The 12,370-nt window shown below is 65.5% G+C and carries 13 protein-coding genes; 9 read left to right on the top strand and 4 right to left on the bottom strand.

Annotated features, from left to right (window positions below; translation table 11 throughout):
• Position 1: 1 nt before the first annotated feature.
• Positions 2 to 937, bottom strand: a complete 936-nt coding sequence (locus ASF54_RS04360; RefSeq protein WP_055959246.1) for an alpha/beta fold hydrolase — start codon at positions 935 to 937, stop codon at positions 2 to 4.
• 183 nt (positions 938 to 1,120) lie between these two features.
• Between ASF54_RS04360 and ASF54_RS04365 the strand changes: the two genes are divergently transcribed.
• The 3 genes from ASF54_RS04365 to ASF54_RS04375 all read left to right on the top strand — a co-directional run bounded on the left by ASF54_RS04365 (position 1,121) and on the right by ASF54_RS04375 (position 4,329).
• A complete protein-coding gene (locus ASF54_RS04365; RefSeq protein WP_055959248.1) occupies positions 1,121 to 2,587 on the top strand; it encodes a hypothetical protein in 1,467 nt (488 codons plus the stop codon).
• A gap of 372 nt (positions 2,588 to 2,959) precedes the next feature.
• Entirely contained in the window at positions 2,960 to 3,544 is a 585-nt protein-coding gene (locus ASF54_RS04370) for an RNA polymerase sigma factor (protein ID WP_084815937.1), read from the top strand.
• Positions 3,544 to 4,329 carry a hypothetical protein gene (locus ASF54_RS04375; protein ID WP_055959252.1) on the top strand — a complete coding sequence of 262 codons (786 nt, stop codon included), beginning with the start codon at positions 3,544 to 3,546 and terminating at the stop codon, positions 4,327 to 4,329. The genes ASF54_RS04370 and ASF54_RS04375 overlap by 1 nt, the downstream gene beginning before the upstream one ends.
• Before the next feature lie 25 nt (positions 4,330 to 4,354).
• Here the strand turns inward: ASF54_RS04375 and ASF54_RS04380 are convergent, their stop codons facing one another.
• A complete protein-coding gene (locus ASF54_RS04380; protein WP_055959253.1) occupies positions 4,355 to 4,996 on the bottom strand; it encodes a maleylpyruvate isomerase N-terminal domain-containing protein in 642 nt (213 codons plus the stop codon).
• A gap of 147 nt (positions 4,997 to 5,143) precedes the next feature.
• Between ASF54_RS04380 and ASF54_RS04385 the strand changes: the two genes are divergently transcribed.
• From ASF54_RS04385 to ASF54_RS04400, 4 genes are all read left to right on the top strand, one after another.
• A complete protein-coding gene (locus ASF54_RS04385) occupies positions 5,144 to 6,244 on the top strand; it encodes a type I restriction endonuclease (RefSeq protein WP_055959255.1) in 1,101 nt (366 codons plus the stop codon).
• 568 nt (positions 6,245 to 6,812) lie between these two features.
• A complete protein-coding gene (locus tag ASF54_RS04390; RefSeq protein ID WP_157510020.1) occupies positions 6,813 to 7,103 on the top strand; it encodes a hypothetical protein in 291 nt (96 codons plus the stop codon).
• Positions 7,104 to 7,240: 137 nt separating this feature from the next.
• Positions 7,241 to 7,786 carry a hypothetical protein gene (locus tag ASF54_RS04395; RefSeq protein WP_157510021.1) on the top strand — a complete coding sequence of 182 codons (546 nt, stop codon included), beginning with the start codon at positions 7,241 to 7,243 and terminating at the stop codon, positions 7,784 to 7,786.
• Between the two features lie 195 nt (positions 7,787 to 7,981).
• On the top strand, positions 7,982 to 8,233 hold the full coding sequence (locus ASF54_RS04400; RefSeq protein ID WP_055959261.1) for a hypothetical protein: 252 nt from the start codon (positions 7,982 to 7,984) through the stop codon (positions 8,231 to 8,233).
• Positions 8,234 to 8,543: 310 nt separating this feature from the next.
• Here ASF54_RS04400 and ASF54_RS04405 read toward each other — a convergent pair whose 3' ends face one another.
• Both ASF54_RS04405 and ASF54_RS04410 read right to left on the bottom strand, forming a co-directional pair.
• A complete protein-coding gene (locus ASF54_RS04405; RefSeq protein ID WP_157510023.1) occupies positions 8,544 to 9,305 on the bottom strand; it encodes a hypothetical protein in 762 nt (253 codons plus the stop codon).
• 33 nt (positions 9,306 to 9,338) lie between these two features.
• Complete coding sequence (locus tag ASF54_RS04410; RefSeq protein WP_084815938.1) at positions 9,339 to 10,409, bottom strand: NAD(P)/FAD-dependent oxidoreductase; 1,071 nt, start codon at positions 10,407 to 10,409, stop codon at positions 9,339 to 9,341.
• A gap of 48 nt (positions 10,410 to 10,457) precedes the next feature.
• On the opposite strand from ASF54_RS04410, the gene ASF54_RS04415 reads away from it, so the two are divergent.
• On the top strand, positions 10,458 to 11,033 hold the full coding sequence (locus ASF54_RS04415) for a helix-turn-helix domain-containing protein (protein ID WP_055959264.1): 576 nt from the start codon (positions 10,458 to 10,460) through the stop codon (positions 11,031 to 11,033).
• Positions 11,034 to 11,289: 256 nt separating this feature from the next.
• Positions 11,290 to 12,321 (top strand): LacI family DNA-binding transcriptional regulator, encoded by a 1,032-nt coding sequence (locus ASF54_RS04420; protein WP_055959266.1) that lies wholly within the window; start codon positions 11,290 to 11,292, stop codon positions 12,319 to 12,321.
• Positions 12,322 to 12,370: the final 49 nt, after the last annotated feature.

Raw genomic sequence — 12,370 nt, forward strand, 5'->3', positions numbered from 1 at the left:
TTCAGCGTACCGGGAGGGCGTCGAGGAATGCCGACGTGTCACTCGCTAGCCGTGCGGATTGCGTGTGGTGAAGGTAGTGGTCGCCGGTGAGGGTGATCACCTCGCCGTGGTCGACGCTCGCTGCCTGGCGCTCGTGCAGGCTGACCCAGCCCGCGTCGTCCTTCACCACGAACAGCAGCAGGGGAAGGGCAGCGGGAAAAGTCGCATCGCTGACGGACGCGAAGTTGGCAGGGGTGCGGTTCATCTCGTCGAGCAAGGTGGGCGCGGTCGAGTTCTTGGTGGTCAAGAACCGCATCTGGGCTTTCGTGCGCTCGTCGTAGGGCATCCCGGCGAAGGGATCGCCGGAGATCGCGGTGACGGCGCGCAGGATGCCCAGGTTGCGGAGTTCCACGAGCCCGCCGGTCGGGACGGGGTCGTTCGCGCCGGGCTGATCGGGCACGCTGCTATCGATTCCGACGAACGCGATGAGCTCACTCGCGTACAACTTGCTGTATTCGAGGGCGTAGATTCCCGCGATCGAATGGCCCATGAGCACGTACCGGTCGACACCGAGTTCGTGCAGTGCCTCGTGCACCTCCTGGGCGATGTTCTTCGGCGTGCGGGGCACGTCGGTCTGGTCGCTGAGCCCCGTGCCGAACGGCTCGACGGCGACCACACGGTACTTGTCGTCGAGTTGCGAGATGAGTGGCTGAAAGTCGAGCCTCGGGGCGGCGGTTCCGAGACCCGGGAGCAGAACGATCGTCTCCGCTCCCGTGCCGCTGACGACCACGTTCATCTTCTTGCCGTCGACCGACACTAACTCGCCGTAGGGAGTGATGGCTGCCAGGTCGGATTTCGTCGCCACCGCGTTCACGATCGAGGTCGTGGTGAGCAGTAAGACCGGCAGCGCGACGATGACGCCGATCGTCAGCAGGGTGATCTTCAGGGGTTTGCGCATGGTGTTCTCATCTCGGGCAGGGGGCGGCTCGGAAGTCCGCGGGGGTGTTCTCCCATCTCAGCGGAGGCGCGGTGCCCGGAGAAGTGCCGCGATGTCACGAGGCGGCGTGACAGGTGTCACGGTTCGGGGTGATCTTGAGGGCACCTGCGAGAATCAACGTTGATCAGAAAACGGGGGCCGCTGGTGATCGCGACAGACGAGACAGACGAGACAGACGAAAGTACCGGGCCAGTCGAGCGTGCCCGCGCGCCACGGTCTGCGGTCACGGCCGGAGTCGCTGCGGCGCTATGGCTAGTCAGTGGAGCGCTGGCAGTCGCCATCACCTGGAGGGGCGCACTGCCGAGCAGCGTCGGCGGGATCCTCCCCTCCACGAGCTCGTTCTCTCCCGCGAGCCACCCCTGGGCCTGGCGAATCGGCACGACCCTGCTTGCGGCGGCGGTCGTCGCCCTTGTCGTTCGGCTCGTCGTTCCGCTGGCCAACCGAGTCGACGATCATGCGGCTAGGTTCGCGCTCACCTGGTTCTCGATCATTCTCGCCGGTGGTGCCGCTGGCCTAGCCCTTGACCTCGCGACCATCGTTGGGACGTTTCCGGCTCCGCGGCTCCGCACGATGCTCGACGGCCTGGGCACCGACGCGACCGTCGGCGCCTGGTGGGGAGTGGTAGAGGGATGGCTACCGGCTCTTCTGGTGCTGCGGCGTGCCAAGGCCGCGACCACCCCGGCTGCGGGGGCCCGAGCCGCCAGCGGCCCGATGATCAGTCGGATCGACGTCTTTCGAGCTGCGCGTCGTGGAGAGATTCCCGCTAACGTGCCGCTCGACCCGTGGCGTTCTGCGCTGCGTCGGGAGATGAGAACGCAGCGACTCCTGCAGTGGTTCGCTTCGGTGATGCTGCTGGCAATGCCGGTGGTGCTGGGGATCGGCGTGCTTGCAACGTCTGCGTCACCGGGACAGGCCCTGTACAACTTGACCCCGGTCGCCCTGTTCTGGCCGCTCGGGCTCATCGTGGTCCGCCTCACCCGCAGACGCCTCCGCGCGATGCACCGACTGCTGGCCGATATCGACATCCCTCCGATTGACCGTGTTCGCATCGCCGGTCGCCTTTTGGCGGGAGAGCGATTTCTCACGAAGGCGATGCCCTACCCGTTGTCGCACGAGGAGTTCCTGTACTGGTTCGACGCGGTCGATGGTCGCGCACTCGGCTTGACGCTTTTGCGGGAGGTCGCAGTCTCCCAGGTGGGCGACGACGTCTGGCCTGCGGTCCATGTCTGCAACGAGTTCGGGCTCGGCACAGAGCATCTGCCCGCGCTTACTGCGCTCTGGAACGCGGACTGGCACGACGTCCACCTGAACGTGCTCGAGGCGATCGGCGAGACGGGCTCGGCGGAGGCGGTTCCGGTGCTCATGGGCATCGTGGACGATGTGCCGCGCGAGCTCGAGGGCCTCGACGCCTGGCGTGTAAACGTCGGCGTGATGGACGCGCTGGTCTCGCTCGGACGTGACGAGAGCGTTGTTGCCCTCGCCGAATTAACGGCTCACAGCGATCGTTCGGTTGCGGGATACGCCTGGGTGCGACTTGTCGATTTGCACGACGAATGGTGGGATGACCCGTCTTTTTACGACGGTGCGATCCACGAGCACGTCGCGGGCTGACGCCCCGAGCCCACAAGGCCTGCCGTTCGGTCGACGCCGCTAGCAGCCTGCTCGTGTCGCTCCGTTCCGGGGACGGGTCCCTCTTAGAAGTGTTTTGCGCGCGATCAAATTTGATGCGGCGCAAAACGTCTCCCGGGCGGTCGTCTTCCGGCCGCTCGAACTGCGCACGGCACCCGGTCGATCGGCGGGGTCGCCTCCCGACGGTCCCCGACTGAACAGAGCACCCGGTCGATCGGCGGGGTCTGCTCCCGCTGGTCTCCGACTGCGCATGGCACCCGGTCGACCGCACGCAAGGCGGGCCTGCACCAGAAACCCTGTCGCTCCGAGCCCGTCAGTTTGTAACGCGCCGACGCCAGCCGGACACTCCCTAGTGTGAAGGACGAACAGCACGATAACGACGACGGCCCTCTTTGGGCTTTGGCCCAGCGCAATGATGGCGCCGGCTTCGCCGGGCTGTTCGATAGGCACCGACCGCGTGTCTACCGCCGCGCGCTGAGCCTGGTCGCCGATCCGCACGACGCCGAAGACGTCACAGCGGCTGCCTTCTATGAGCTGTGGCGCAAGCGGAAGACGGTCGCGCTCGTGTCGGGGTCCGTTCTGCCGTGGTTGTTGGTGACGACGGTCAACCTCGCTCGCAACAACCGTCGGGCCGCGGGCCGCTACCGGTCTCTTCTCAGCAAGCTGCCTCGCAGCGACGAACCCGCTCCAGCAATCGACGTGGAAGAGATCGAGATTCGCCAGAGGCTCCACGCCGCTCTTCAAGAACTCTCACCCACGGACGCCGCGCTTCTCGTGCTGACCACTTTCGAAGACATGCCCGTCTGGCAAGCAGCCCAGGCCCTCGGACTGAAACCACCGGCGGCACGCGTACGACTCCACCGCACCCGCAAGCGACTCCGCGCCGACCTGCACGACCTCAACCCCTCCATTCGCACCGCTCCGGAAGGCACGTTCTGATGAACACCGACATGCAGCCCGCCACGTCCGCCGCGATCCGCGCCGAACTCACCGCCATCGGCACCAGGGGCAGCGGGCTCCAGCGCCGGCAACGCCGCGCCCGCGTCACCGCCTCCCTCATCGGCGTCGCGGCCATCGCCATTACGACCAGCGCCGCCGCACTGGTCGCCGCGAATACCCCGGGATCGACCGTCACCGACGACCTAGGCGCAACGACGACCGTCACGCGCACGGGACCGGCTCTCGTCGACATCGGTCAGGCCCCTCCCCTCGCGAATGCCGTCATCGTTGACATCACCTGTCTCAGTACCACCGGCAACGTCATGTTTGACACCCTGGGCGGAACTCAGTCTGGGGTCAGCTGCGGGATCGCCGATCCCGGAGACCACATGCGAATCTCAGACGCCGAGCTGCCGGCGAATGGCACGACGATCCTCAGTGTGGACGCCTCGCCGCAGGCCAAGTGGCGCGCGGTCTTCCACTACGCCACCTCCACCACCTCTGACTGGGGCGTCAATGCGAATGGCCAGACCTACGGTGTGGAGAACTTCAAGGGCCACCCCGATCTCGTTCGCGTCAGGGCAGATAACGGCGAATGGGGTTACGTCTTCTGGAAGGAGTCCGTGGAAGCTGAGCAGCCTGCGACCGTGAACGTCTATAAATCTGACGGCCATACCGTCGTCGGCCTGCAGACCGCTAGTACCGCTACGGCCCCGGCTATCCCCTTCGACCAGGGGCTGGCCGACGACATCAACTCGGTCACGACCCCCACCCCCACCCCCTGAACGGCGAAGAATCCGCGCTCATCAGTCAAAGAAGCGAAAATCCAGGCGACAAGGATCCCCGTCCGGTCAACGACGCCAGCAGCATCCCCGCGTCATCGTCACTCGCCTCCGCGAGCAGGCCGCTCAGCACTCGCAGCGCCACGCGATTCACCGTGGGCGGAGCACCGCGGCCATCCTCGAGGCCGGTGGCTCGGAGAAGGTCGGCGGTGTGGACGGCTAACTCGAAGACGCGTGTCGGAAGGTAGGCGGCAAGCCGCCATTCCCCGACCGGCGTGACGACCCGAGCGTCCGCCGGCTGGTGAGCGATGAGAAGCCTCACTCGTGCTGAAACCTCCCGGACAGCACCGGCAGCGTCATCGCCCAGATCCGCCGCAGACTGTCGACCCCGCTCGGCGACTGCTTCCGGATCAGAGCGCGACTCTCGGACAGCCCGGTAGTAGTCGCTCGTCGATGCATTCGACGTCGATGGGCCGGGCCCGAGGTACTGCTCCACCGTCAGCAGAGCGCGCGATGTGTGGCCGACGAGATCGCGCACGGTCCACTCCCCGAGCGCCGAAACGTGCCACTCATCAGCACGGGTGTCAATGGCATCCACCGTCTGCTCGAACCAGCCGGCGGCAGCATCGAACGCCTGTTGCATCTCTGCGAATGCGGTGGCGTCGGTCATGGCCCGAGACTACTGAGGCGCATCCTCGGCAGAGCGTGAGAACCCGCGATCGGAACAGGTGACACGCGAACTGGGGTTCTCCAAGACAGTTGGTTTGGCGCAGGCTCCCCTAAGGTCATGAGAAGTATTCAACAAAGGGGAACAGCAATGGAATTCGCCGAACGACTCGCAGCATTGGCGCTGAAGGTAAAGAATCAGCGGGCTGCCATTCAGACCGAGGAAGCCACCAAAAACGCTTTCATCATGCCGTTCATCTCAACGATCCTGGGCTACGACGTCTTCAACCCACTTGAAGTCGTACCCGAATTCACCGCCGACGTCGGCGTCAAAAAAGGCGAGAAGATCGACTACGCCATCATGCGAGACGGCGAAGTCCAAATTCTGATCGAGTGCAAGAAATCGACTGAGCCGCTCAAGATCGAGCATGCCTCGCAACTGTTTCGATACTTCGCTGTGACCAATGCCCGCATTGCCGTTCTCACGAACGGTGAGACCTACCAGTTCTATACCGACCTCGACGCCGCAAATCGAATGGACGAGAAACCTTTCCTGGTCCTCGATCTGTCGGACATCGACGAAACCCTTCTCCCAGAACTCGAGAAGCTCACCAAAGAGGTTTTTGATCTCGACTCTGTCATCAGCGCAGCAGAAGAGTTGAAGTACGTGGGTGCTTTGAAGCGCGCCATCGCAGCAGAGTTCCGCGAGCCTGCAGACGACTGGGTGAAGTTTTTCACCAACCGTGTGTACGACGGCACGTACACGCAGAAGGTCCGAGAGCAATTCACCGTTCTCGTCGCTAAGGCTGCAAAGCAGTACTTGAACGAACAAGTGAACGACCGCCTCAAGACGGCGCTGGGGTCCACCGCGTTCCCGTCTGCCCCTGTTGCCCAGGCTCCCGCGTCAGTCATGAGCAGTGAACCCGTAGTGGAATCTGACCTCGATCGAGACACCGAAATCGAGACAACGCTGGAAGAACTCGAGGGCTACCAGATCGTCAAGGCCATCGCATGCAGCGAGGTGAAACCTCAGCGCGTCGCTCACCGGGACCAAAAGTCGTATTTTGCCATCCTGCTTGACGACAACAATCGCAAGCCGATCGCGCGGCTCCACTTCAACGGCAAGCGACAGAAATATCTGGGCGTCTTCGACGCCGAGAAAAACGAGACTCGCCACCCGATCGATGCCCTTGACGAGATCTACGAGCACGCTGACGCGATCCGCGAGGCCGTCAAGACATTCGCGAGCTAGCGTGGCCGGCAAACAGCAGACCCTTCATCGAGCGATGCGGCAGGTACTTCTGATCGTCGGCCGCCCGCAGACTAGCAAAGAGATAGCTGCGGCCATCAACGTAGCCGATCTCTACCGAAGAGCAGATGGTGGTGAACTGCGAGCCTCACAGGTGGGTGCTCGAGCCAGGAACTACCCGGACATTTTCCTGAACTCTTCTGGCGAAATTTCGCTCGTGACCGTGGCCGCAGAGGCAACGTCTGACGATCACTAGGAAGGCAAAGGCGTGACGCTTGCGTGCAATCACGACCTTGAACGAACTAGGACTGCGTCAGGAGCCAAGTGCCTTTCGTTGCATCAACGTAGAAACTCGCCCTCTCCGAGAGGCGAAGCTTTGCACCCCGACCGCCGTCGAAAGCGGAGTCGTAGAGTGCGCGCTGACGATTGCTGTATGAGTACTCAGTTGACAGCAGGCAGCCGTGGAACGCATTTTCCAATGCTCCTTGCGCGACGATCTGACAAAGCTGACAAGGACCGACTGGGGCGGGTGCCCTTGTACACACCCTGGCCCGCGCGTTAGCGTGCGGACGTGCCCAGCCTCATTCAACGCCGCATGGCTATCGACCGCCAACGCCTGTCGGGCCTCTACTTTGTTACAGGCAGCGTGGTCTTCATCGTGCTGTGCGGCCTCAACGTGGTCGACCACAGGCTGAACGGCTTCGTCATTGGTCAAGGCCTGATCGGTGTCGCCTGGCTGATCATTGGTCTCGTCACGAGGCGGCGTGCCCGTAAGGCCATGGTCGCGTTCGAGTCGGCCGAGGGCGTCGGTGCCGGAGTCCAACCGCCCCGCACACCACGAGAGCAAAACCAGCACGACTGACGACGCCAACCACCGCACTGCGTGGCTTGCGGTCGCCCGGTTCGCCGTCATCCTCGCGGGACGCGCAGTCTCACTGACCCTCTCGAAGGGTAGAGAGGCATCCGATTGGCGCCGTCTGCCGGTCTACCCTTGACGAGTTGGCAGCTACGGGTTGCCCGGAAAGCGAAGTCATGACGACACAGGAGCCCTCCGATCCCGAGAGCCTTTTTCGCCTCGACCGACTCGTCGTGGGATTCTTCGCGGTAATCGGCCTTGGACTCGTGTCGGCTGCTGTCGTCGGGATTGCCCGGGGAGGAGCGATCGACGCGTTCGCGGCGCTGGCCGTGTCCGGGTTCTTGCTCGCGGTGTTCGCGGTTCACCTGCATCGCTTGGAGCCTGACGACGACGAAGAAGAAAAAGAAGAAGACGCGTCGCCAAGGGTGTCCGTGGAACCGGCACAGTCAGAGCACCAGCGGTTCTGGCAGCCGACCTTCGTCGGCGTGATCGGTTACGCATTTGTCGGATTTGGTTCGTACTTCGTTGTGCGGGAGTGGCAGGACTACCCGCCCTGGTTCGCTGCCACCTTCGTTGGCGTGGTTCTGCTCCTCCTCCTGCTTCGCAGCTGGATCAGCTCATTTCGCGCCGCTAGAAAGAGCCGCAACGATCCTCACGAGCCAGACGCCCCGCTCACCGCAGAGCCCTGATCTGACTCTGCGTTTTAGCGAGCGGACACGCGGATCCGCGGTCGCCGAGACGAAGTCAGCCTGTCGTCGTCATGCTCCTTTGAATCGTGACGCACTCGCCGACGAGGCCGTTCTCGTGACACCCACAAAATTGCCTTGCGCAGGTACGAACCCGCAAGATAGCTTGCGGTCGTGCCCAGCCTCATACAACGACGGATGGCGATCAACCGCCAACGCCTCTCGGGCCTCTATTCGGTCGCATTCGGAGTCGCAATCACGCTGGTCTGCTGCGTAGAGATTGCCTTCGAAGGCCTGTCCGGTTTCCCGCTGATCTTGGGCATGCTCGGCATCTTTTCGCTGATTGCGGGGGCGGTGACCAGGAAACAGGCCCACAAGGCACTGGCCGCGTTCGAGGCGGCCGAAGGTGTCGGCGCGGGGGTACAGCCCCCACGAAAAGCTGCTCGGTGACCTCGCCATCTGACCCACTGCCCAGCTCGACGATGAAGACAGTCGCTGGGCGGAGGACACTCACCGCGTTCAGCATCAGCTCGAGGACAGTCGAGACATCCGAGGGCGTCAGCAATCGTGGAACACGCTCTAAGGACTGCCATGGCCCATTCGTATCGACGAGCCGTCTCGTTTGTGTCGTTTAGTTCCGGGCGAGGAATCCGACGTCGAGGCGTATTGCGCGCGATCAAAGTCGACGCGGCGCAAACGGTCGCCAGGGAGGGGCTGCCCCCAGCACGACCCTGCCGCGCCGGAGCGCCAAGCCCGGCACTCACGACACCGGCGTCACCGTCCACGTGCCGTTCGTCTGAATCGCCAGGACGCCCGGCAGGTCGACCTCGAACGTCTTCGAGAACGCCCCGCTTTCGCCGAAGAGCAACGGCTTGTCGGAGGTCGTGAAGGCTCGGCCGGAGAACGACTCGCCCGCCTTGGCCGGCCTGAAATCGACCTTGAGCCTCGAGACGTCGTCCGAGAAGAACAGCACCGCCGGCCCCGTCCCCGATTGCGCTCCGGACACCGTCGGCAGATCGTTCCAGCTCTGCAGCGTCACCGTCCAGCTTCCCTGCGCGTCGACGATGAAGGTCTGCTTGACGGGGTCGTTTTTGAAGACGTCCATCAAAAAGGATCCACGCAACGGCGCTGCAGCCCGACCGAACGGCGACATCCGCCCCGCTGCGGTCACCGTCGCAACGCCCCTGCAGGCGGAGCAGTTGAGCGCGACCACGACGGCGAATTCGCCCTTGCGCTCGTAGCTCACGTTCATCGGGCCGGTGCCGGAAGCAGTTGCCGTCACGCCGGACGCCACGACACCGGCCTTCACGGTCTTCGCCACGGGCTGTGTGACGGCGGGCGTGGTCGGCGTCGCACTCGGCGTGGGGGTCGGGGTCGGGGTAGGGCTGGGAGGTTCGGCCGAGACAGTGGGTGACGACGACGGAGCCGAGGATCCTTGGCCCCCCGTTGCCGAACACCCACCCAGCATCAGCACTCCCGCAGCGATTACCCCGACGACCAGTGCCCCACGTTTCTTCCCCATGCGGTCAGCCTGCCACCGACGACGGCTAGCCCGTCACAGCCCGTGCCGACGATCGCCGAGGATCTTCTCGCAGTTCGCGGCCTCCCGGGCGGCCGAAAAGGGCTCCTGCCGCTCCGTGACAGCCCGTGCCAGATCGGCCAGCGCGAGATCGCCGTGCACCGCGGCACCCACCATCACGCCCGAGGCCGCCGAGGCCGAAACCATCGCCATCGCGTCGCTCGCATTGCCGGTCGCCCAGACCCCGGGCAGCGCGGTCACGCCGCGGGGGTCGGTCGTGATCTGCGCACCGAACGGGGTCGGGGTCGCATCGCCGCCGAGGGCTTGGAAGAGCTCGGTCCGGGCCACGAACCGCGGCGCGACGACGACCGCGTCGATCGGAAACGACCGGCCGCCCTCGACTTCCACGGCCTGCACCTGCGTGCCGTCGACCACGAGTCGCTCGACCCGAGGCACGACGACCCGGACGCCGAGGGCCGCGAGCTGCTCCCACTGCTCGTCGGTCGGTTCGGGCGCCTCGTGGAGGAAGAAGGTGACGTCCTCGCTGAGCTGACGGAACAGGATGACCTGGTGCAGGGCGTTCTCGGTGCGGCCGAGCACGGCGATGCGCTGGTCGCGCACCTCCCAGCCGTGGCAGAACGGGCAGTGCAGCACGGTGCGCCCCCACGCCTCGGCAACGCCGGGCACGTCGGGAAGCTCGTCGACGAGACCGGTCGCGAGGATCACACGGCGAGCGCGCACCGACGACGCTCCCCCGTCGATCTCGACGGTGAAATCGTCGACGCCGCCGGATGCGGCCGTGACGAACCCGTCGACGATCGAGACGCCGTACGACTTCGCTTCGGCACGGCCCCGGGCGAGCAGTTCGCGGGGCGACACACCCTCCTGCCCGAGCACGTTGTGGGCACCCTCGGCAGGAGCATTACGCGGCTCGCCGGCATCGACGACCACCACTCGGCGGCGCGATCGGCCAAGGGCGATTGCCGCGGCGAGGCCGGCAGCGCCGCCGCCGATGACGACGACGTCGAAGGGAAGGGCCACGTCGACCCTCTCGAGGTCGGCCGGATCCTGAGCTGCGGTCGTTCGTGTCTCCTGTATGTCGTTCATAGGCACCACGCTAGGCGAGTCGTGCCTATCAGACATAGACTCTTGCGTATGACGCAAGACACAATAGACGAGGTCGTCCGGCAACGCATTCGCAGCCTCCGGGTGGCCCGGGGCTGGACGCTCGACACGCTCGCGGCCCGGTGCTACCTCTCGGCCTCGACCCTCAGTCGCATCGAGACCGGTCACCGGCGCATAGCGCTCGACCAGCTCGTGCCGATCGCGCAGGCGCTCGGCACCACGCTCGACCAGCTCGTCGAACCCGAAGGCGATGACGACGTTGTCATTCGCCCCGAGCCCGAGATGCGACCGGGCTCCACCGTCTGGCTGCTCTCGCGCGAGCGCGACCGGCGCGGGGTGACGATCGCCAAGATGCGCATCACGGCCGAACGCGACGAGGGTGGGCCGGGCGTCCACCCCGGCTACGAGTGGTTCGCCGTGCTGAGCGGCACCGTGCGGCTGACACTCGGCGAGCGGACGATCCTCGTGCGCGAGGGGCAAGCGGCCGAGTTCTCGACGATGACCCCGCACTCGATTCACGCGCACGAGGGGCCGGTCGAGATCCTGACGATCTTCGACCACGACGGCGAGCGCGCCCACCTGCCGGGGCACCAGCACCCGCGCTGAGCCGGGCTGGATTCCGGCCCGTCACCCGAGTGCCGCCGAATGCCGCCGGCGGCCGGCCACCCACGACATTTGGCGGCACTCGGCGAGAGTGCGCATATGGGCCCCGCGGATCCTCGCCAGGCCACCGTCTGGGCACTCTCGCCGGCACGCCTCCGCATCCCCCGCCGTCGAGTGCCGCCGAATGCAGCGGGTCAGCGGCCGGCGCCAGCAATCGGCGGCACTCGCCTGCAACAACAGGCCCGCTAGGGTCGACCCCGTGAACAACCGAGTGACCATCGTCGACGTCGCGGCCCGAGCTGGCGTGGCTATCAGCTCGGTCTCGAGTGCGCTCAACGACCGGCCCGGCGTCTCGGAGGCCACCCGCAAGCGCATCGTCGAGGCGGCCCACGAGCTCGGTTTCGTGCCGTCGCTCCGGGGCCGCAGCCTGTCGTCGAAGCGCGCGTTCTCGGTCGGCCTGGTCGTGCACCGCGATCCGTCCGTGCTCGAGTCCGACCCGTTCTTCGGCAGCTTTATCGGCGGCATCGAGACGGTGCTCGACGCGCAGAACTACGCGCTCATCCTGCAGATGGGTTCCGAGAAGATCGAGACCCTCGAGCGATACCGCAGTCTGGCCGCGAATCGCCGGGTCGACGGCGTCTTCCTGTCGGAATTGGGAGTCGAGGATCCGCGGATCCCCCTGGTCGAAGAACTCGGCCTGCCCGCTGTCGGCGTCAATGCCGAACCCGATTTCCCCCTGCCCGCGGTCCGTCAGAGCCACGTCGAGGGCATCCGCGAGCTCGTCGACCATCTGGTCTCGCATGGCCACCGCCGGCTCGCCCTCGTGACCGGGCCGACCGAGTTCATCCACGCCGGTCAGCGCCTGAGGGCCTGGAGCGAGGCCGTGGCGGCGCACGACCTCGCACCGGGTGAGGTCGTCGAGGGTGATTTCACGTACGAGGGCGGTGTGGCCGCGGCATCGCGTCTCCTCACCGACCGCGCGCCGGACGAGAGGCCCACGGCCGTGATGTGCTCGAACGACCTCTCGGCCATCGGGTTCTTGGCCCGGGCCGACGAGCTCGGAGTCCGCGCCCCCGACGACATCTCGGTCGCCGGTTTCGACGGCATCGCGCTGGGCTCGTACATCCGCCCGTCGCTCAGCACGATCGCCACGACACCGCGTCTGCTCGGCGTCGAGGCGGCCAGGATGCTGCTCGCCGCCATCGCCGGTGAGCGCGTCGACGATGTCGACATCGCGCCCGCGCGGCTCCTCCCCCGCGGCTCCACCGGTCCGGCCCCCGCTCACAGCTGACCGGCCCTACCGGTCGAAGCTGTGCTACCGTCACCTCTACCGAAACGTT

Source organism: Frondihabitans sp. Leaf304 (assembly GCF_001423105.1).
Lineage (GTDB): Bacteria > Actinomycetota > Actinomycetes > Actinomycetales > Microbacteriaceae > Frondihabitans.